At 33.2% G+C, this 23193-nt stretch carries 15 protein-coding genes; 7 read left to right on the top strand and 8 right to left on the bottom strand.

All coding sequences use genetic code 11. From position 1 onward, the window contains the following. Positions 1-47 precede the first annotated feature (47 nt). The gene (locus tag FHK87_RS00155; protein WP_140588354.1) at positions 48-1523 is read left to right on the top strand and encodes an oligosaccharide flippase family protein; all 1476 of its coding nucleotides are present in this window, start codon (positions 48-50) and stop codon (positions 1521-1523) included. A gap of 152 nt (positions 1524-1675) precedes the next feature. On the opposite strand, the gene FHK87_RS00160 is transcribed toward FHK87_RS00155, so the two are convergent. The 4 genes from FHK87_RS00160 to uvrA form a co-directional block, all read right to left on the bottom strand. Further along, a complete protein-coding gene (locus FHK87_RS00160; RefSeq protein WP_140588356.1) occupies positions 1676-3004 on the bottom strand; it encodes a hypothetical protein in 1329 nt (442 codons plus the stop codon). A gap of 384 nt (positions 3005-3388) precedes the next feature. After that, on the bottom strand, positions 3389-4006 hold the full coding sequence (locus FHK87_RS00165; RefSeq protein ID WP_140588358.1) for a hypothetical protein: 618 nt from the start codon (positions 4004-4006) through the stop codon (positions 3389-3391). A 110-nt stretch (positions 4007-4116) separates the two neighbouring features. Then, entirely contained in the window at positions 4117-4761 is a 645-nt protein-coding gene (locus FHK87_RS00170; protein WP_140588359.1) for a peroxiredoxin-like family protein, read from the bottom strand. Positions 4762-4907: 146 nt separating this feature from the next. Next, positions 4908-7688 (bottom strand): excinuclease ABC subunit UvrA, encoded by a 2781-nt coding sequence (uvrA, locus tag FHK87_RS00175; RefSeq protein ID WP_140588361.1) that lies wholly within the window; start codon positions 7686-7688, stop codon positions 4908-4910. A 240-nt stretch (positions 7689-7928) separates the two neighbouring features. On the opposite strand from uvrA, the gene FHK87_RS00180 reads away from it, so the two are divergent. Further along, positions 7929-8513: an RNA polymerase sigma factor gene (locus FHK87_RS00180; protein ID WP_140588364.1), complete on the top strand. Its 585-nt coding sequence runs from the start codon at positions 7929-7931 to the stop codon at positions 8511-8513. Positions 8514-8820: 307 nt separating this feature from the next. On the opposite strand, the gene FHK87_RS00185 is transcribed toward FHK87_RS00180, so the two are convergent. Beyond that, positions 8821-9564 (bottom strand): LytR/AlgR family response regulator transcription factor, encoded by a 744-nt coding sequence (locus FHK87_RS00185; RefSeq protein ID WP_140588366.1) that lies wholly within the window; start codon positions 9562-9564, stop codon positions 8821-8823. Between the two features lie 120 nt (positions 9565-9684). Beyond that, positions 9685-10353 carry an endonuclease III domain-containing protein gene (locus tag FHK87_RS00190; RefSeq protein WP_140588368.1) on the bottom strand — a complete coding sequence of 223 codons (669 nt, stop codon included), beginning with the start codon at positions 10351-10353 and terminating at the stop codon, positions 9685-9687. A 159-nt stretch (positions 10354-10512) separates the two neighbouring features. Between FHK87_RS00190 and bcp the strand changes: the two genes are divergently transcribed. Together bcp and FHK87_RS25980 are read left to right on the top strand one after the other, a co-directional pair. After that, positions 10513-10962 (top strand): thioredoxin-dependent thiol peroxidase, encoded by a 450-nt coding sequence (gene bcp, locus FHK87_RS00195; protein ID WP_140588370.1) that lies wholly within the window; start codon positions 10513-10515, stop codon positions 10960-10962. Positions 10963-11147: 185 nt separating this feature from the next. Further along, positions 11148-11303: a hypothetical protein gene (locus FHK87_RS25980; RefSeq protein WP_226293943.1), complete on the top strand. Its 156-nt coding sequence runs from the start codon at positions 11148-11150 to the stop codon at positions 11301-11303. A 75-nt stretch (positions 11304-11378) separates the two neighbouring features. On the opposite strand, the gene FHK87_RS00200 is transcribed toward FHK87_RS25980, so the two are convergent. Continuing rightward, positions 11379-12836 (bottom strand): TonB-dependent receptor, encoded by a 1458-nt coding sequence (locus tag FHK87_RS00200; protein WP_140588373.1) that lies wholly within the window; start codon positions 12834-12836, stop codon positions 11379-11381. Positions 12837-13006: 170 nt separating this feature from the next. Here FHK87_RS00200 and FHK87_RS00205 point away from each other — a divergent pair, with 170 nt between their 5' ends. Together FHK87_RS00205 and FHK87_RS00210 are read left to right on the top strand one after the other, a co-directional pair. Further along, on the top strand, positions 13007-13768 hold the full coding sequence (locus FHK87_RS00205; protein ID WP_140588375.1) for an MBL fold metallo-hydrolase: 762 nt from the start codon (positions 13007-13009) through the stop codon (positions 13766-13768). Between the two features lie 3 nt (positions 13769-13771). Further along, positions 13772-14269, top strand: a complete 498-nt coding sequence (locus tag FHK87_RS00210) for a hypothetical protein (protein WP_140588378.1) — start codon at positions 13772-13774, stop codon at positions 14267-14269. Positions 14270-14398: 129 nt separating this feature from the next. Here FHK87_RS00210 and FHK87_RS00215 read toward each other — a convergent pair whose 3' ends face one another. Further along, positions 14399-17275 carry an esterase-like activity of phytase family protein gene (locus tag FHK87_RS00215; RefSeq protein ID WP_140588381.1) on the bottom strand — a complete coding sequence of 959 codons (2877 nt, stop codon included), beginning with the start codon at positions 17273-17275 and terminating at the stop codon, positions 14399-14401. Positions 17276-18295: 1020 nt separating this feature from the next. Between FHK87_RS00215 and FHK87_RS00220 the strand changes: the two genes are divergently transcribed. Continuing rightward, positions 18296-23164 (top strand): hypothetical protein, encoded by a 4869-nt coding sequence (locus FHK87_RS00220; RefSeq protein ID WP_140588383.1) that lies wholly within the window; start codon positions 18296-18298, stop codon positions 23162-23164. Positions 23165-23193 lie beyond the last annotated feature (29 nt).

Below are 23193 nucleotides of genomic sequence, written 5' to 3' on the forward strand. Positions count from 1 at the left end.
ATGCTACTGGTATTATTTTGTACTTTTACCGCTTTGAAATGAAAAGTATGGGTGTCGTTGTTACACAATCTATAAAAAATACGATTATCACATGTTTTGGCTTTGGTATCGGAGCCGTGAATACCCTTTTCTTGTTCACTAATTTTATGGATGCAGAACATTATGGATTGGTTTCTTATCTACTTTCTGCTGCTAATCTGGTGTGGCCACTAATGATTTTTGGGGTACAGAACACTTTAGTTAAATTTTTCTCCTCATATCAGGATAGTGAACAACAAAATAGATTTTTGACTCTAATGGTGATCCTGCCATTTTGTGTAGCTCTTTTTTTAGGAGGTATTGGATTACTATTTTATAACAGTATTCTTGGTCTTTTTGAAGATAAAAACACCATTGTACAACCATATGTGTGGACCATTTTTGTATTAGCTTTTGCAATCAGTTATTTTGAGGTGTTTTTTGCCTGGTCTAAAGTAAAGCTAAAGAGTGTTTTTGGGAATATTATGAAAGAACTCTTTCTTCGTATATGTATTAGTGTATTGCTATGCCTTCTATATTTTGAAATGATCACCCAAGAACATTTTATTTATGCATTGGTTTTAGTATACCTTCTCAGAACGATAATCATGAAATTATATGCGATAAAGCTACATCGTTTTGTTCCTCGTCTTGTGCTTCCGGATAATTATAAATCTGTTTTCAAATATTCTTCATTGATATTAATTGCAGGCTCTGTTGCTTCATTACTCATTGATCTTGATAAGGCAATGATCGAACGATATTTGCCTATAGAGAATGTAGCCAATTATGGTATGTGCGCTTATATTGCAAGTGTAATAAGTATACCTTCTAGGGCAATGCATCAAATTACATATCCGCTAACGGCAAAGTTAATTAACGAAAAGGCTAATATACAGTTAGGGGAGTTGTATAAAAAAAGTTCTTTGAACCTTTTTATAACGAGTGGCTTATTATTTGTGCTTATCGTTTGCAATGTCAATCAATTATTTGAAATCATTCCCGAAGAATATACCTTGTTCATTTGGGTAGTTGTTTTTATAGGTTGTACCAAACTGTTTGATAATCTTGTAGGAAATAATAATTCTATACTATATAATTCGGATTACTACAGAATAGTTTTATCTATAGGTATTGGGATGTCTATTTTGACCGTAGTACTAAATATGATTTTTATTCCAACGATAGGAACTACAGGCGCAGCTATTGCTACATTTCTTTCTATCTCTTGTTATCACCTGATCAAACTTTGGATTGTGTATGCAAAATTCAATATGTTTCCTTTTTCAAAAAAGACATTACCTTCTTTGATAATTATTATTGGATTTACTTTTTTATTCTACTATTTAGAATTTACATTTTTTCATCCGATTATTAGTATTATCATCAAAAGCATTTTTATATGCATAGCTTTTACTTTGGTTATATATGTCTTACAAATATCTTCGGATATTAATCATCTGATCAAAAAGTTTTTTTTGGATCGGTTTAATATTAAAATTTAAATTGAGACAGATTCAAAATGATTATGTTTTTCCTAAGGTTTTAGTTTTTGAAGTAAAACTTAATACATAAGAAAATCCCCCGAGGTGTAATACATCTACTCGAGGGGATTTTCCAACTAACCAACCAAAAAATTAAATATCTATTGTGACTTTTAGCCTCTACTTCTTGCAGAACGAGAGCGAGAATAGTTTGCTCCCGAACTTTTGCTTGAAGAATTGCCTCTTTGTCTATAAGAAGAGTTTCTAGATGTATTAGAACCTCTACTTCTATATTGACTATTGTTAGAGCGATTTGTTACATTTTTTCCATGATTTCTAGATGTACTTCTTTGCGCTTTGTTCGCTCTACTCGACGAATTTTGTGTTCTGTTTCTAGTGCTATAGGTATTACGACTATCTTTTTTGTAACTTCTACTAGCAATAGCACTTCTGCTTCTTTGATCCTTTTTGTTTGTAGGAGAAGAATTATAGTTAGATCTAGATCTCTGTGTATATTGACGATCTCTTTTTACCGTATTAGGGGTTACAGATGTACTTCTTGATCTACTTGTATTCCTATTAATACTTGAACGATTTGATCTTGTGTTTGATACTTTTTGAGTACCATAATTAGATCTGCTTCTTGATGTATTATTTCTATTTGCATATTTAGTACTACGACTACGTGAAGCATTATTATAATTATTAGACCTACTTCTACTTCTCGAAAGGTTTTGATAATTGCTATCGTTTCTTTTATACATAGAAGATCTTCGACTTCTATTTCTATAATCAAGGTTTCTCGCTTTTGATACTCTATATCCTCTATTATAGCTTGCTATTCTACTGTTTGGTCTGTAATAATTTCTGCTTCTATATGGTCTTTGGTAATAACCATTATAATAATTTCTTCTATATACCGAATATGAATATCGATATGGAGAATAAAACCTTCTGTATGGTCTGTTATATACAATACATCTTGTTGCTACAGGTACTGTAAAGTAAGCATGATATGGCCTATATACATAATGTCTGTTATAAACATTAATATATCCTGTACAGTTTAAAAAATTACCATATCTGTTGTAGTTTACATACAAACCACCAACTCTTGCAATTCTTCCAAAACGATTATAATTGATATATACGTCTCCTGCCTGTATAATTCTACCATAGTGATCATAAAAAATAGGAGTATCTTCTACTTGTACAACAGCCCCATAATCATCATACTGTACAAAAGCATCATAATTATATCCAGAATTAAAACTAATGTTTACTCCAGGAGTATTTACATTAACACTCACACCATTTCTTCGACCATTAAGATAAAAATCAAATTGTCCATCTGCGTAAACAGAAAATTCGACACCACCTTCATTAAAAATAAAGGATCTACCATCATAATGTCTGGCGTAAGAATTTGTATTTGTCTCTGATGCATTTGCAGTAAAAGTTGCAAATAATAAGCCTGTAAAAAGTAAAACAAAATTTTTCATAACCTGTGGTTTTAATATGAGATAGAAATTTGTTTTTCATTCTCGTAATATACTTATCAAGCAACGTGCCAAAAAAATAAAATTTTGAAATACAGGGAGTTAAATATATTTGTTGTTTTGAGATATTATTAATGACATGAAAAAAACAACAAGTTTTGATGTTTGTAGAAAAAGTTTTACTCTTCTACCTTTTAAGTATTTGCCCTACCAAATTGAATTTTCTTTTTCTTAAAAGCAACTCTCGGTAAAAGTATTTTATCTGTACACCCTTTCACCAAATATGGATGTAAACAATGTGCAGGAATAACTAAACCATACTTTACATAAAAAAATCCGCTACCTAATATTTGAGGTAACGGATCTTTTAATAACTAATCTCAATCTTTAATCATCATCATCGTCATCATATCTTTTCTTTCTTTTTCTATTTTGATATTTATAATGATTCTGATGTTTTGAATGTTGTCGATAATAAGGGGGATGATCAATATTACAGTTACTTATATCACAGTATCCACATCCATTATGATATATATGACCTTCTGTATATCTGACTTGATTGTATCTATTATAGTATATAGTTAAACCTCCTATTTGGCGAACGAGTCCTCTTCTGTTATATCGAATAATAACATTACCAATCCTACTTGCTCTATGGTATCGGTCATAATTAATATATATGTTTCCTACTCTTTTAAGTCTACCGTAGTAATCATATGTTATAAAAGAATTTCTGCGGTTATTGTGTCTATATTCTCCCGGAGTAGGGTATGGAATATTTCTCCAATGACGATTTTGATGTTTTTTTGGTACTCGATAATCTATGCTACCATCAGGATAAATAAAGAACTTTATCCCTTTCTGCAAAAAGACGATAGGTTGTACTTGCTTAGGATGTCTTTTTGTAATTATTTCTTTTTTAATTTGTTTATCGTTGGCAATTGCCTGTTTAGCAGTTCCCAGAGTTAACAAAGCTGTAATAAAAAGTACTATTTTTCTCATAACTCATATACTTTTGAAATTATACTTACTAGCTTTTGGTTGTTTATTATACATCAAAGAGAACCAAATGGCATGCCAAAAATATATAAGTTATGAGTTTCTAATGATAATTATTTGTCTTTTAGGAAGTTAATTATTTCTTCAGGGTCAGCTCTTTCTTTATAATCTTCTTTTATGAAATCATAAAGTATAGTACCATCTTGATCAATTACATAAGTAGCAGCTATAGGGAGTTGTTGTCTGCTATTTCCATTACTTTTTTCTAAATCTATATTAAAGTTATTATATACTTCTACAAGATTTTCAGGTAATGTAAATACGAGATTAAAGGCTTCAGCTACTTTGTTGTCAAGATCAGAAAGTACCTCGAAACTCAGATTGTTTTTTTCTGAAGTTGTTAGAGAATTATCTGGAGTCTCAGGGCTTATTGCAACTAATGTTGCACCATGTTTCTCAAACTCAGGAAGCGCAGTTTGTAATGCTTTTAATTCCAAATTGCAATAAGGACACCAACCACCTCTGTAAAATGATAATACTACTTTTTGATTTAATAGTATTTCCTGTATAGAAACGTCTTTACCTGCTGCATTGGGTAATGTAATTTGGGGTATTGTATCGCCTGCTTTTAGCGCTTTAGAAACTAATTTATCATCTTTAAGTTCTTCTATTCCATTACTCATAATTTTCAAAATAGCTTCTGGATAATTTTCAGCTGCAAACTTTGCTTTGGCTTGTAATTCTTGTGTAAGTGACATTTGTATTGTTTTTAAATTAAAAACCATTAGCCGTAGCGAATTCTATCACATTACAAGAAGAAGTATTAGAATTATGTTAATATTTTCTTCAGGATTTATTCAATGATCAATATCTAAAATGTTTTGAGATTTTGTCTCGTAGTAGTCTATAATTTTTCTTTTAAAAATTGTCCTGTATATGATGATTCATTTTTTATAATTTTTTCGGGTGTACCTTGTGCAATGATACTGCCTCCATTTTTACCTCCTTCTAACCCCAAATCAATAACGTGATCAGCACATTTTACAAGATCCAGATTATGTTCTATGACCAAAATAGAATGTCCACGTTCAATTAATTCTGTAAAAGATTTCAGAAGCTTTTTGATATCATGAAAATGCAATCCGGTAGTAGGTTCATCAAATATAAATAAGGCTTTGTCTTTGGTATTACCTTTTACTAAAAATGATGCTAACTTAATACGTTGTGCTTCTCCGCCAGAAAGGGTAGAAGAGCTTTGACCTAATTGAACATATCCTAAACCAACGTCTTGTAATGGTTGTAATTTTCTCTGAATTTTAGTTTGCTTATGTTCTGCAAAAAAATCAATAGCTTCATCAATAGTCATAGACAAGATATCATGAATGTTTTTGTCTTGAAAAGTGACTTCGAGAATATCTTTTTTGAAACGCTTACCTCCACAGGTTTCACATACTAGATGTACATCTGCCATAAACTGCATTTCAATTGTTACTTCTCCCTCTCCTTTACAAGTCTCACATCGACCACCATCTACATTGAATGAAAAATGTTTTGCCTTATAATTACGTATTTTTGATAACTTTTGATTAGCTAATAGATTACGAATATCATCATAAGCTTTGATATAAGTCACGGGATTGGATCTGGATGATCTTCCGATAGGGTTTTGGTCTACAAACTCTACATGTTTAATATTACTGTAATTTCCTTTTATCTCAGTAAATTGCCCGGCTTTTTCTCCATAACCTCCCAGTTCTTTGAGAATAGAAGGGTAGACAATCTTTTTTACTAATGTACTTTTTCCACTACCTGAAACCCCGGTAATAGCTGTAAACATACCTAATGGAATTTTGACATCTATATTTTTCAGGTTGTTTTCTCTTGCACCGATGATCTCAAGATAATATTTTGATGATCTTCTGGTTTTAGGAACTTCTATCTCAAGAGAACCATTTAGATATTTGGCAGTAAGGGAATCTGCTTTAAGGATGTTATCAAAATTACCTGTTGCTACTACGTGTCCCCCAAAGGTACCTGCTTCTGGACCAATATCAATGATCTCATCTGCAGCTTTCATAATATCTTCATCATGTTCTACAACAATAACTGTATTGCCCAAATCACGTAAGGATTGTAATACTTTTATTAACTTTTCGGTATCTTTTGGGTGTAATCCTATACTAGGCTCATCAAGAATATACATTGATCCTACAAGACTACTACCCAAAGAAGTAGCCAGATTGATTCGTTGAGATTCTCCACCAGATAATGAATTAGATTTACGATTAAGCGTGAGATAAGTTAAGCCTACATTTTGTAAAAACTCTAAACGGCTATTGATTTCTTTGAGTAGTCTTTTTGCAATTTTTGCGTCATATTCACTTAATGTAAGGTTCTTAAAAAAATCTACTAACTCGCCAAGGGGTTTTTCTACCAAATCTGTTATTGTAGTGCCATTGATTTTTACAAAACCAGCTTCAGAACGTAATCTTTTTCCTTTACAAGTAGGGCATTTTGTTTTTCCGCGATAGCGCGAAAGCATTACTCTATTTTGAATTTTATAGGCTTTGGCTTCAAGTTCTTCAAAAAAGCTATTTATACCTTCAAAATATTCATTACCATTCCACAATAATTCCTTGTGCTCTTCAGAGAGTTCAAAATAAGGTTTGTGTATAGGAAAATCAAATTTGTAAGCGCTATTTACCAATTGATCTTTGTACCATCCCATACTATCGCCACGCCAAGGAAAAACAGCACCTTCATACACACTCAATGCAGTATTAGGTATTACTAAATCTTCGTCTATACCAATAATATCTCCATACCCTTCACATTCGGGGCAGGCTCCATAAGGGTTATTAAAACTAAATAGATGTACATTGGGTTCTAAAAATGTCATGCCATCTAATTCAAACTTATTGCTGAATTGTCTGAGACTTTTATCTTTCAGTGTTTCGATGTAGCAGGTACCTTTGCCTTCAAAAAAAGTAGAATCAATAGCATCTGCCAACCTATTATAAAAATCTTCTTCTTCTCGCTTTATGATTCGATCAACAACTAAAAATACTTCGTCATTCTCCTTCACATCTGTTTCTTCGATCCTTACAACCTCTTTATTTACTTTGATACGAGAGTATCCTTGTTGTTGTAATACTTTTAATTTTCCTTCTAATGTGCGTCCGTTTTCTAATAGAATCGGAGCTAACAACAATAATTTTTCGCCGTCTTCAAAAGATTTTATGTATTCTATAACATCTGTAACATTGTCTTTTTTTACCTGATCACCAGAAATAGGGGAGTAGGTTTTACCAATACGAGCATATAGCAATTTTAAATAATCATAAATCTCTGTAGTTGTCCCTACTGTAGATCTTGGATTTGTAGAGTTTACTTTTTGTTCTATGGCTATAGCAGGAGCAATTCCTTTTATATAATCTACTTTTGGTTTATTAAGACGACCAAGAAATTGTCTTGCATACGAAGAAAGACTTTCTACATAGCGCCTTTGTCCTTCTGCATAGAGTGTATCAAAAGCCAGACTGGATTTTCCAGAGCCGGATAATCCGGTAATCACAACTAATTTGTTTCTTGGTATAACAGCATCTAAATCTTTTAAGTTATGAAGTTTAGCGCCTTTTATAATAATGTTACTTTTAGGATCGAGTGTTGTAATGTCTTGAATCATAGTAAATATGCGGTAAGAGCGCAAATATAATGAATACAGAACAAGTTTAATAACACAAATAGATCGAATGTGTAGTTAAAAAATTAACAAGAAATTGTTTGTTATTCACAGATAGTTATTATATTAGCACCGTAAAATCGACTAAAAACCAATACAAAAGCCTATAGTATACCTTTACTTTTTAAGTTTAACATAGCTGCGAGCCCCAAGCTTGTTGGTATTAAAAATTAAAGCATAGGTATGGAAAATCAAGTCATTCCAGATTCTGTTCTGGTTGTTAACTACATCAAAGGAGACGAAAACGCTCTTTCTATTCTCATCGAGCGTCATAAGCAACGTATATATAGTTTCATTTATTCTAAAGTTTTTGATAGAGATGTCGCAGAAGATATTTTTCAAGATACTTTTATTAAAGTTATACGTACATTAAAGAATGGAAAATATAATGAAGAAGGAAAATTTCTTCCTTGGGTAATGCGTATTGCTCATAATTTGGTAATAGATCACTTTAGAAAAGGCAACCGTATGCCAAAATTCGAAGATAATGGAGAGTTTAGTATCTTCTCTGTAATTAGTGATGGTAATCTTAATGCCGAAAGAAGATTAATTAAAGATCAAGTAGAAGAAGATTTGAGAAATCTTATCCAGGAATTACCCGAAGATCAAAAAGAAGTTTTGATTATGCGTATGTATAAGGATATGAGTTTTAAAGAAATATCTGATAAAACGGGGGTTAGTATCAATACTGCACTTGGAAGAATGAGATATGCCTTGATCAACTTAAGAAAGGTAATTGAAAAAAATAATATTATTTTAACAAATTAATAACTCGCTCATGCAATAAAGTGAAATTATGTCCGTTATAATTTTAAATCGAAAACATTTAAGATTATTTATAATATGGAAAAATTTTACTTTAAATCATCAAAAAAAGAAGAAACAAATTTAGTACCTACTAGAAAAACAATAGATTTTCTTCTAAATTATTCTAAGTCTCTAAAGGTAGTAGAATATGATAATATGAAATTCGAGACGATTTTGAATTAGCATCAGCATTATCAAAAGCATTAAAAAAAGATCTACTGAAAAGTAGGTCTTTTTTGTTTACATTTAATCAATAAACTTTTTTGTCCTAAGTATTAATAATTTTAAGTAATCGTTCTTTTTTCCTGGTAGCCAGAGGTACTTTGTTCTTGTCCTTTAAGATCAGATAATCACCTTCTCTTTTGTCAAATCGTAATAAATAATCAAGATTAATAAGATGAGATTGATGACATCTAAAAAACTGATCAGGAGGTAATATGTTTTCATAGTCTTTCAATCCTTTAGAAACCAAAATAGGATCTTGATCATTAATAAAGAATTTGGTATAACTTCCATTTGCTTCAAGATGTATAATGTCTGTTATAGATACTATTTGAAGTCCATACTTGTCTTTTAATACCAACTTTTCTTGATTTTTTTGTACTTCACTTAGGTTATGAAGCAATGTTTTTACTTTTTTCTGTGTTTTATGACTTTCAAATTCAGATTTTGCCTTATGCACTGCTTGTTGCAAATCTTCTGGATCAATAGGTTTAAGTATATAATCCAAAGCACTACATTTAATAGCTCTTAAGGCGTATTTTTCATGAGAAGAGACAAATATGATCTGTATATTGATATCAGGTGTTTTTTTTAATACGTCGAATCCAGTACCATCCGGCATCTCAATATCCAGAAATATTAGATCAGGATAGCTATCATGAATCAGTTGTATTCCTTCTTTTACATTGGTAGCAGCACCTATGTAATCCACATCAGGGCAAAACTCTTCAATGATTTCAAAAAGGTTGTTTCTGGCTGCCTGATTATCTTCAATATGAATTGCTCTCATGGGCTAAATATACAGAAAAGGTAAATTAAAAGGTACAGAAGTACCTTTTGATTAATTTTGTATCTCAAAATCAATTTTTCTTTGATAACTCCTTCTTTTCATCAAATAAAATGAATGAATCTACTTTTTTGTTGATTTCTTACTTTTTTGATACTCTGCTATAACTGTTTTTCTTCCAATTGTTTTTGTGATAATATCTTTATCCAAATCCCAACCTCGAGCGGGAGAATATTCTCGCCCATACCAAATGATTTGAAGATGTAAATCATTCCATAATTCTTTGGGAAATAAACGTTTGGCGTCTTTTTCAGTTTGATTTACATTTTTGCCATTACTAAAGCCCCAGCGATACATTAACCGATGTATATGTGTATCTACAGGAAATGCAGGTACTCCAAAAGCTTGGGACATCACTACGCTTGCTGTTTTATGTCCAACTGCAGGTAATTCTTCCAGGGCTTCAAAACTTTGAGGAACCTCACCATTATATTTTTCGATTAAAATTTCTGATAATCCATGAATTCCTTTAGACTTCATCGGACTTAATCCTACAGGTTTTATAATTTCTCTAATCTCATCTACAGATAACCTTACCATTGCAAATGGATTATCAGCTCTATCGAATAGTAGAGGAGTAATCTGATTGACTCTTACATCTGTACTTTGTGCACTCATTAATACAGCTATAAGTAAAGTGTAAGGGTCTTTATGATCTAATGGGATAGGTATTTTTGGATATAGTTCCTGAAGAGTTTTGATAGTAAATGCTATCTTTTCTTTTTTGGTCATATTATGAAGCGTTATTTTATGCTAAAGTACTTAATAATAAAATTTGTTTTGAGTGACTCTAGATTTAAAATTATGATAAAACTATCAATAAGTGTTATTTTTTGTTTTATTTTTATTCAAAATCTTTAAACAAAAATAAATACCATAAATCAAATTATAATGACAACATTAAAAGCTGGAGATGCAGCTCCAAATTTTTCGGCACTAGATCAAGACGGAAATACAATTACACTAGGGGATTATAAAGGAAAAAAACTTGTTGTTTTCTTTTACCCAAAGGCAAGTACACCGGGTTGTACAGCAGAAGCCTGCAATCTAAAAGATAATTATCAATCTTTTCAATCACAAGGGTATGAAATTCTTGGAGTAAGTGCTGATAGTGCAAAACGGCAACAGAACTTTAAAAACAAATATGAGTTACCGTATCCTCTTTTGGCAGACGAGGATAAAAAGGTAATTGAAGCCTTTGGAGTATGGGGACCTAAAAAATTTATGGGAAAAGAGTATGATGGAATCCATCGTACAACTTTTGTCATTGACGAACAAGGAATACTATCTGAGGTAATTGCTAAGGTAAAAACAAAAGATCACGCTGCTCAGATCTTATAATGTAATTTTTTAACATTTTTTTGATATATATTTAAGGTAACATATACTTTGATTGAGACATTAATTATCGTAGATCTACCAGTTTGCAATGATTTGGTAATTATTATCAAATCTAGCCAAATAAAGACATAGTATCCGAATGTCTATAAATAGTCGGTGAATATTAATGTTTTAACTCACAAATTATGTTACAAGACCTTTTAAAATTAAATGGGATTAAAAAATTAGGTAAAAATTCACAGTCATTCATCTCTGGAGGAGGAGCTTTTGGTAATTGTGATGAAGATCCTCAGTGTCCATGTACAGGAGAACCAGGGGATTATATTTTACAAGCCTGTTAATCACTTTAAGAGATTAGTTTATAAAAATAAAAGCTGCATGAAAATGCAGCTTTTTGTTGTTTGATTAAATAATTGTTACTTAATTATCTCTTTCTGTTCTTTAGATTTATATCCAAAAAAGTTGTTTGCTTTGATCATTTCAGGGATAAGTTCTGGTAACTGATCTTCCCAGCCGGATTCTTCTCTTTGAATTTTTTGTAAGACTTCTCTCGAGAAAATATCCATAATAGAATCATCGTAGTCTGTAATATCCTGCAATTTGCCATTGTATTTAAAGAACTTATAGAGTTCTTTCATACGAGGGTGAACTTTTAAGTTATCACTATTAGTAACTTCGCCTGTTTCATGATGATGCAAGGGGTACAAGTATACTTTTAAATCTTTAAAGAATAACTTACCAAATGCTTCAAGGATACCACCACTTAGATGACGATAGTATTTTTCGTCAAAAATATCAACTAGGTTGTTTACTCCCATTGCAAGAGCCATTCGCTCTTTGGTATAATTAGAGAAGTATTCAACGACTCTGTAGTATTCTTTAAAGTTTGAGATCATTACCGTTTGCCCTAATGAGCAAAGTAATCTTGCTCGAGCCATAAAGTCTTCTTCATCAATTTCTCCTTCTGCTCTGAGGTTTGATAAGGTAATTTCAAAAATAACTACGGTCTTGTCTTTACTTACTTTATTTTCACTCAAAAACATATTGAGTGATTTTTTGTAGATATCCATATTAACTTTGGTCACAGGTCTAAAACTACCACGTAGTGCCAAAATGTTTTTCTTGTATAAAATAGCAGCAGGTAAAATATTATTTCCATCTGGGCCGAACATTACGGCTTCTGTCATTCCATTTTTTACAAGCTGTAAACTCATCAAACGATTATCAACTTTGGTAAACCTAGGTCCAGAAAAGTTAATGGTATCAATTTCTATCTGATCTTTGTCAAGGTGATCATACAGATAGCGTAATAATTTTTTAGGATTATCATATTTATAATATGCTCCATAAATCAGATTAACACCTAATATTCCCAATGTAATTTGTTGTAATCGGGCATCATTTTCATGAAAACGAATGTGTAATATGATTTCATTATATTCTTCATCAGGCCTGGTCTGATATCGAATACCAACCCAACCGTGTCCTTTGTATTTTTTTGCAAAATCAATTGTAGCAACTGTATTTGCGTAGCTAAAAAATAATTTATTTGGATGTTTATCTCTAGAAATTCTTTGTTCTACAAGATTAACTTCATGCTTAAGCATTTTTTTTAATCTCGCTTCGGTAACATATCTTTTATCATCCTCTATACCGTATATCGCATCACTAAAATCTTTGTCATAAGCACTCATGGCTTTTGCAATTGTACCAGATGCACCGCCCGCTCTAAAAAAGTTTCTAACGGTTTCTTGTCCGGCACCGATTTCTGCAAAGGTACCGTAGATATTTTGATTAAGATTGATGCGTAATGCTTTACTCTTTATAGAAGGAACCGATTCAAATTCCTTATCTCCCATTATTGTTATAGGCATAGTAAAAAGGGCTTTTTTTGTTTAATGTAAAGGTAACAATACCTGAAATATTAAAAAAGCCTGAGTAAAAAATTTATAGAGATTTTATCATGGAGTTTAATATTTAGACTCATGATGTGATTTTTGACCAAAAAAATATAAGTACATTTGCTCTAGTTTATCAATAGCATATGATAGTAACATTTTTAGGGACTGGTACATCACAAGGTATTCCGATCATAGGGAGTACACATCCCGTTTGTTTGAGTGATGATCCAAAAGATAAACGATTACGAGTTTCGGTTTTGATTTCATGGGATAACTATCAATTTGTGATTGACTGTGGCCCTGATTTTAGACAACAAATGTTATCAAATCATGTGGATAGAATCGATGGAGTCCTTTTTACTCATGAGCATGCTGACCATACTATGGGGTTAGATGATATAAGACCATTCTTTTTTAGACAAGGTGATATTCCTATTTATGCGCATAAAAGAGTATTAGAAGCCTTAAAAAAACGGTTTGATTATATTTTTGCTTCAGAAAATAAATATCCCGGCGCTCCTAGTGTGATAGAAAATGAGATTATTAATGAGCCTTTTGCTCTTGGTAATATTGATGTGATTCCTATCAATACATTTCATAATCGTTTACAGGTTTTTGGATTTAGATTCAAAGATTTTGCATATCTAACAGATGTTAAAACCGTAGAAGAAAAAGAAAAGCTGAAATTAAAAGGAGTAAAAGTATTAGTAGTAAACGCTTTGCGAATAGAACCACACCATTCTCATTTTAATCTTGAAGAAGCGATTGCATTTATAGAAGAGATAGCACCAGAAAAAGCATATCTCACCCATATTAGTCATATGTTAGGGTTTCATGAAGAAGTAGAGAAACAATTGCCTGATCATATTTCTATAGCATACGATAATCTTAAAATAACTATATAATCCATGAAGAAGAATATTTTTTTATACCTCTTTATGTTCACGGCTTTATTTGTACTATTTCAGTTTATGAATGCAAAAAAAGCAAAAGAGTCTTATGATAATAAAATTGAAGGTTTAAAGGCTCAAATTGAAACAAAAGAAAAAGAAGTTGATTCCCTGATTAATATTAATATGGATCTTACTTATTTTTCTTTGGAAAGTAATGAAGATGCTGTAACTTACTTTGAGGAGATGGGATATGATCCTAAAAAACTTGCTCTAACCATAAGCGATCAAATTATTGGTCAGAATAAAGCCGGAAAAGACAATCCGATTATTCCTTTTGATGGAATGGAAGGAAATATGGCTATCAATAAAGTTAGGCTATTGAATCATAAATGGATCATTGCTGATTTTACCGATGGAGTGTATTGGGGAGAACTTTTTATTACTTACGATGTAAGAGAAGATGGGGTTGTTGATTTTGAAGTAGAAAAATCATTCTTGTATCCAAGAAACTAACCTCAGTACAAAACGAATTAAAACATACCCATTATAAAAACTAATAGCTATCATAACTGATAGCTATTAGCTTGGTTTGCTCTAATAATTTGAAGTTTTTGGTAAAAATTCAAGTTGGTTGTTGATTCTTTATTTTTTCAAAAGTTTTTTCTTGATAAATTTTCCGTCAATTTCTAGAACAGCTATATACATACCTTGAAGCACTTCTGAACCATTAGTATTGGTTCCATCCCAGGTATATTCAAAACCTTTATAAGCACTCTGTTTGTCAACAAGCTTTTTGATAAGGTTTCCTTTTATATCGTAAATATTGATAGAAATGTTGTTTACTTTTTGTGCAGGATTAGAAAATGTAACTTGTTTTTTGAATGTATTCGGATATACTTTAATCGTATTTTCTACGGTTTTTGTTGGTTTTCTATCTGTGTTTTTTCTCCAAAATCTTCCTAAAGGTTGATCTAACCACAACATAATAAACTCATTATCATCTGGTAACCCTGTACCAACATGGCGACCAATGCTAAAAGGGTAATTATTATCATTCAAAATCCCAATCAAAAAAGGATTAAAAACCACCACACTTTCTATAGTAACAAATGGAAAAGCAAACTCTTTTCCTATCCCGATGTCTCCTTCTAATCCGGGTTTTGAAATTTCTCGTATGTCATCAATATCAAGCAAGTCTACATTTAACCTTTTTTCTATTAATGGTTGTTCTTCATCAAGTTCAACTTCATAAACAGCTTTAAAACCATTTACATCTCCTTGTGAACCATCACGCTCTATAATTACACCTCTTTTTTTATTAAACATTACAAAGTCTCCAATAGCGGTAGCTCTTTCATTTAAAGGATATTCAAATTTTTTACCAGTATAAGACTTGCTATTGATGTCAAATTCATGAATAAGTAAATTGTTGTTTTCTGATTCTTCTAAAGGTTTTTCTAATAGTGGAAGTAATGTAGAGGTATCTGTCGTAAGTGCCATCCCTTCAAAACCTCCGCTTCCTTTTACGCGAAATGGCGTATCAAGTTTAGTACTACGATATGGCCAGAATAGCCCTGCTAACCAAGGTGTATTCTTACCATTTTGATCTTGAAGATTAGTTCCATCTCCTGATGTACCAACTTTTGGAAAGTCTCCGAACAAACAAACAGTTCGTATTTGTGGATATAGCTTGTGAGCGATTAGTAAGGTTCTAAAATCAAAACTTTGTATGTCTGCACGATCCGAAAGGTTATTAGATACGATAACTTCTGCCACCGCTTTGGTAAATGTTTCCGGATCTGTAGTTCTTTCTGCAAAAATATCTCCTCTATCATCCTGATCTGTTCTAGGATTTATCTTGGTTTCTATATTAAAGCGAACTTTGGAAGCGTTTTTCCAACGTTTTTTAGCATTAGGATCTGACTTGCCATTACCATTCTTGTAGTATTCAATATAAAATGATACAAAATCAAATACCTGCTGTAGTGATGGCATGATGTATGGATTCAAGAATTCGTTTTGTGAAGCAAATGCAACAGAAACCGGAGATAAAGATAGGTCATTGGTTTGTGCAGGTCGTCCATTCAAAATTTTATCCGCTATAAATGTATTTTGGATGTCTTGCAAAGTAAGGTCTTTTACAAGAACTTCATCTTCAAATTCATATGCAGTACCATCTGCCTTTCTGGTTTTTGATGCCTCAATATGTGGATCATGGTCTAATACCGGTATTCCATCACTGGTAATTCCGCAATCAAATTCTAAAGTAGGCATTAGGTAATCCAAAGCAGCTTCCATAGAGGGGATTGTATTTTCCGGTCTTAGATTTCTTGCTCCTCTATGCCCTTGAGCATCGAATAATGTTACATCGATTAATCCTTCTTCATCCAAAAAGTCTGCTTTACCATCATTGTTTTTATCAAAACTTTGTACAGCTTCTAATAACAAATCAGGACGATCTGAAATAATACCTTGTACACCAAGCTCTAACAGAAGCTTCATATTCTCCAGATCATTTACAGTATATACAACAACGTCATGCCCGGCTCGATTAAGAGATGATACATTGAAAATTTCGCTAGATGCTTCCTGTAATCCTGTAGCTGGATTTTGTCTGCTTCCTACAACAGTGTTTTCGTTATTATCATCAAGCATTACAAACCAGGGAGACATCACCGGAGGTTTGCTTCCAAAAGATGCAGCATGTGCTCTCATAGCATTCATGATACGTAGAGCGCTAAATTCTTCACTAAATGGGTTTTGCGGAGCACGAAGCTCTTTTTCTGGGTTATCAAAATCAGGAAGCGCAAATGGTGGATCAAGAAGCACACCATTTTTATCAAAGTGAAGTAAAAATGGTCCAAATTCATCACCAATCCAATACTCTCCGTTTGGAGTTCTTTGTATGGATTCTATATCAAAGTCGGCACCGGTAAGAATTCTTGAATCTGTAAAATGATTTGTAATAGCAAAAGGAATTAAACGGTTTGGATCTCTTAATTCAATAAAGTTTAGTACTTCTATTGATCCGTCTCCAATACCAACAGCTCTTTTAAAGTTAGGTTTAATGTTATAAAGTCTTAGATGATAATCGGCAGAATTTTCGATGCTACCAAAACCATTATCTGATAATGCGGTAAAAGTACTGTCAAAATTATTAAGAACAGCAGAAAACCCTTGTACAGGCTGTTTGTTTAAAAAAGGAACTCGTTGTTGATTGATCAATCCCTGGCTGATATATTGTCCTGAGGTAGGTCCTTCAGAAAATGTTGCTGCCGGCAGTACAGCTCTTGCTATCAAAATATCTCCGAAGTTAAAAAAGGACTTACCAGTTCCTTTTGGATTCATTTTATGATTAAAATAATTGTCAGTTGAGAGTTCGAATTGTAAAAGCTCTTGATCTTTACTTTTTGTATCCTTTTCTTGAGCAATTATATGCTGAGAAACTGCGAATAAATAAAAAATAAAGAATGCATTGATAAGCTTTGTCTTGAGGGTAATTTGGTAATACTGATTCATGACTTGTGTTAAGTTTTAAGATGATTTTAGTTAAAAACTTTATAAAATTACACACTGGGTATTATAGAATTGTTTATGATTTTTAAACAAATGATTAGGAGAATGTTATATGTATTATTATAGTGTAAGCAATTACATAATTACATAGCGCTCGGATATAGGAGACCCTCGCGCAGAGGTGGTTTGGGTTCGCCCGGACATAGGTGACCCTCGCGTAGAGGTAGTTTTGGTTCGCCCGGATATAAGTGACCCTCGCGCAGAGGTGGTTTTGGTTCGCCCGGATATAGGTGACCCTCGCGTAGAGGTAGTTTTGGTTCGCCCGGACGTAGGTCACCCTCGCCAACGACTAGTAGAGTGTCGCGCGCCGCGGGCGCCATACTACATAAGGGCTGCCTGCAAAATGGGTAAACGTTCAGATAGTATTCATAAGGGTTGTCAATATGATAGCCCTTTGTGCATTTAGAATATTAAAAATCAAAAGGTTTTAAAAACAAAGGTATTGTTAGTCTGGGTTTGTTGAAGACATTGTGAGTAGTTGAGTAGGTGAAGGGGTAAGGTGTGAGTTCATTATGTTGTGAAGAATAAAATGAGTTATCAGTATATCAATAAGTTTGAATTCGAAAAAAATATAAATAACTTAAAATTAACAAAACCTAAATGTACAAGAGGGTAGTTTTATTAATATCTTTAATGAAACCTGTGTAACAGGCTTAAGGTGTATAGTGCACATCCTTAAGGATGCACTCCATACACATAACTTCAATTTCTCTAAAAACCTATAATATGAATAATGAATACATTCAGATACCTATCTTTAAGAAATTTCAAACATGTAATTCTCAGACAGATAATTTTAGTTTTTAGATAAACTAAGGTTATATATAACTTCCCCTATTTCCAGAGGACTTTGATGTTTCCGGCTAATATTTTAGTTTGGGGGAATCACTGGATTTTATAAAAATTAATTCGCTGAATATCATAACATTAAAACAATATTAATCAGAACAAAAATATAAAACAATGAGCTATACTCTTATTATTCAAAATAATACATCAGGTGCAATAGTTGCAAATGGGATTCTTATAAATCAGGGAACTAATAATTCTTCACAGGACGCCACAGTGAATATCCAAGTTCCTTTTCAAGGTGTTTTGCAAGTCAAATATTTAAACGATGATAAGGTGATAATATCATCCGCCTTTTATAAAAATGAGATTGGGTATGATGGACAAGGAATCACCTTATCTATTAATCAGAATTTTGAGTTTAGTGTTGATGGAACAGCTATTCAGAATGTTCCTATTCAGACAAACCGCATAGCGAACTATCCTTTCCAACCACTAGAATCAACAGACTTACCAGATCCATGGGAAATTAATTTTCCTAAAAATGAGGTATTAATTAAAAGTCTAAATGCTCAAGAATTAAATTTTTCTGCCCATCAGCAAAGTGGTGGTTTCGCCACTTTTGCATCTTTACCTACTATTCAAACTATTCAAGGTGTTCAGATCAACTTTAAACTTCAAGTAGATGCTTTTGCACGGTCAAATGACTATAGTCAAACAATTTATCTACCAGGACAATTTTTACAATTGAGTTTTGATCTTGATGGTCAAGGATTTTATAGTAGTGCCAATGAGCAAATAGGCACAAGCTCTATTAGAATAGGCGATGGGATACAACATGAGATCTGTATTATTGTGTTTTCTAATGCTAGTGCGTTAATTGAAGATGGTATAGTTCGGTATCATGATATTGATCAAGAGCAAATACTTACGCCCAAATTTGGTTTTGGTGCCTTCGAAGGGACTCAGGTCCCAGAAGTAAATTTTACTTTCTCAGATATTGAAATAGGAACTCCTCATACTTTGGATGATTCCAATTATGCGTTTTCGGGAATGGGGAACCTTTGGTCTGCTAATTATGTGTTGAGTTCAAATTATTATTGTACCAATTGGATGCGTTGTGATCACTTAATAGCTGCTATACAGTATGATAAAAATGATAGTAGCAATAATCAAGCTATCACAATTGTTGATATGAATACAGGAGGAGCAATAATTAAGAATATACCTTATGCTGGAAAGGCTTATCGCTCCCCTTTTGTTGATGAGGAGTTTAAATACATCTGTTTCCCCATAAACAACAGATATTACTATATCTATGACCTTAATATAGGCGATTTTATACAAGAAGACGCCATTGATTTAGATCCAGGGTCAAAATACAGTGAAGAAGTGTGTTACAAAGGAAATATTTACTTCGCCAGTTATGATAAAAATTGGCATATCTATGATATAGCTTCTGGTAGCAAAAGCACGCACAGCTTCGATACCAGTCATGATATCAAAAGAATTGTTAAACCAATTGTGTATGACAGTGTCATCTTTGCAGCTATGTACACTGAGCACAACGGAACCTACACAGAAATTATTGCTTCAACTATCAATGCAGATGGTTCGCTCAGTAATAAATGGCATAAAAAACCACACGAATCAAGTAACACTCAAATTTGGAGTAAGTACATTTCATACGATGGCTTGCATCTTTATTATTGGGATGCAAACATTGATCTTTTTGCAATTAATTTGTCTGATGGTAGTGAGGCATGGATAAACACAGACTATCACAGTACGTGCAATGAAAAAGGGTATTATTTTGCTCCTACTACAAATCAGTTAGGAGCTTTGTACATTATAAAAGATAATGGAGAAATCATTTCTTTATCTCCAGATAACGGTAAAACCACAGGAACTTCAGACAAACCTTTCCATGGTAAAACCTATAACATCAATGAGTGTTGCCTAAGTGCATACATTGCAATATATCCCAATGATGATCACACACCTTACTCGTTGTATAGTATACCAAAAATTGTTAATGGTCACTACACTTGCCAAGGTAACGACAGTAAGACGTTGTATTCTGTTAACTTAGATACGAGTATCATTCAAAGCGCTGCACTTGATTCAAATTGTTACGTTTCTAATTTTTCTCCGAATATCGTAACAAGTTCTTATGACAGTCAGGGACTTAATTTAATTCAGGTGCAACAATATGATAAGAATTTTTATTTTGACTCTGCTCTGCTGGCAGAGGAGTATGAGCGTGATGCAAAATCTGATACCATTCGGCCAAAAACAACCGATAATTCTTTCTATGCGGTAACCGTTAGTCTTCAAAGTAATGATGGTGTGCCCATTAACAATGTAGTGTACATAAAAAATATGGGAGAGCAGGTCACCATTATTTCCTCTTTGTTTGAGGGAGGACAAGGCGAGGTTACACTTGCTCCAAAAGAACAGGTGGCAATAAAACCAGAATTTGATGGTAAGTTTACATTTAAAATTCCTGCCACGAGTTTGTATTGCCCGGCATTACACTTTTGGTCAGACTTTATGTTGCCCAATGTTCGTGTGGCCTTTTTTGCTAACCAAAGCAATGTGGATGTGTTGAGAAACCAAACAACAGAAGATGTCTTAAACGCAAAATCGTATGTTGGCTTAGACGGAGATGCAGAACAGTGCTACGTGTTCGAGGATGACTTCCGTAATCAGGATGATGCTGATCTCATTACCCAAATGATAGCGAATAGCGTGGGTGGCAGTATTCTGGATGACGATGCTCAGGTAAGCGCTTTAAACAAAAAAGAATTCTCAGTAAAATCAATAAGCGAAAAAGCGCAACAAAAAAACGTAAAGGAAGAAAGAATAAGAAGAAGGGCCGCTATCAAACAAGATGTGTTAAGCGCGGGTACTTACACACCCAACCTTACCATGGATTATTGTGCTTTTGCTGATGACAACACAGATAACTGTCTCTGTACAAACGATCCTGGTTCTCTGATAATTGATCAACCGTACCTATCTGATGAAAGTACGTATACCTCTGGGGAGTTTGTTATTGTAAATGATGATTTGAGGGGGCCATCTCAGAACATTCTCTATGATGCTGATCGTGATAAAATAAAATGGCGGAAGGCTAATCAGCTCTTTGAGGAACAGATCAATGACTACTTGGTTGAAACCCCAACGCTTACACGTGAAGATGTTGAAGAGGACATATATGGTTTTAGGGCCTTTGTAAATGACTGCATTAAATCAGACGAACAAGTTCAAAGCTTTCATTGGGAACCCCAAGATGAAGGAGTCCAAAAAGGAATTAAAAAAGTATTCCACGTAGTGATTACAGCAGGTGAAAAAATCTTTCGCTTTATTGTTAATACCATGGAGCAAGGGCTCATGGTACTTGAATCTTTCTTTAAACAAGTGGCAAAAAGTATTATCGATGTTGTGCAATGGCTGTCTTGGGTTTTGAACTGGCAAGATATTTTAAACTGTCAGAAAAACTTGAGCACTAGCATGAGCAATAATTTTAAAAAAGGACTTGACTACTTTTCTTTTAATCAAGAAGCATGGATTGGCAAAGTCAATAGCTTTATTGATAATGTTGAAGAAAGCGTTGACCAAGCATTCAATACAGCAGAAAGTGCTATAGGTGGTTACAATATGGACGACATTACACAAGAGTATAATAATCCAAGAACATTGACCGGAGAAGGTGGCGATAATGTAACCAACCAAATGAATTACTTTAATGATCAACTAGGCGTACCCACAGGTCAGGCTGAGTATGCCCAATATAAACGATCTTACTTAAAGTATAAAAGGCTAAAACGATTTGGGGGAAATGAAGTAGCGTATCTTGAAAATCTCCACCCCAAGATTTCCAGAATGATTCAATTACAAGAGGATAGTGCAGGAAATGATAGTTTACAGGATTTCTTCGAAGCAATTGCCAGTGAAATAGATAAATATATTCACATCTTCGAGAATTTGTTCACTCAACTAAAAGATCAAATTGATGATGAAATCTTTCAAGCGGCCAGTGAAAAAGCTTCTGCTATTATGTATGCCTTCAGAACTAAGGTGAATACCCCACAAGAATTCTTACAAACATGTATGGTGGTATTACTGGATTTGCTTAAGTCGTTTATTGACTTTGCCCTGGAAGCTTGCCGTTTACTGATTACCGACCTCATTCGATTGATTCCCCAATTTATTGATAGCATAATTACCATTATAGAGAAGCCTATCAATGCTCCCGGAATTACAGATCTTTGGAATTTTATTGTAGGAGACGATGAAGATTTAACGGTATTGAACTTTACTTCACTACTTATTGCTTTACCCATGACACTAAGTATGCAGACGCTCGGGTATGGAGATAATATCTTTTTCAGAGAAAATGGTATTGTTCCCTTGGTACAAGAAAAATTGACAGAAAGTGATGAAAGAGAAATAATAATTGGCGTCTCTTCTGGAGCTGCCGTTGCTGCACTTTTTTATGCAGGATTTGATTTTATTATTGATGAACTCATAATTTTACAAGAACCAGAAGAACTAATCACACCTACACCGCTTGTAGTTTCAATTCTATTCTTCGATATCTCAGTGGTAGGTTTAACGTTCCCAACGTATACGGATACTTCTTCAGTTTACCCCGCAGACTATACAGCGTGGAGCTTAGGTGCAGCTCATTGGATCATGGAGCTGGTATTTGCTGTTAAGCCAAATTACAGCTCTGACTGGGCAGAGACAGGATATGCTGTGGCTTTTGAAATTACTAGCCTTGTATCTATGATCGGTAAACTAACTTCTGATGATGATTACGGAAGTAATGGTGATATTATTTTCTTATTTTTTCATAATACGGCTTATATGCTACCAGAATTGTTTAAACCCCTAAGATTAATTTCTGCAAATCCTTACGCAAAGGGTATATTGTTGGGTACTGATTTTCTATGTGGTGGTGCAAACGCTTTCATGTTTATCTATTATATTGTAAATGCAGAGGAAACATTGGTAATAGAAGAGACCAAAGTTTAATAATAAGTCTCTGAAATATACTATTGGCA

This window comes from Aquimarina algicola, from assembly GCF_006443095.1.
Lineage (GTDB): Bacteria > Bacteroidota > Bacteroidia > Flavobacteriales > Flavobacteriaceae > Aquimarina > Aquimarina algicola.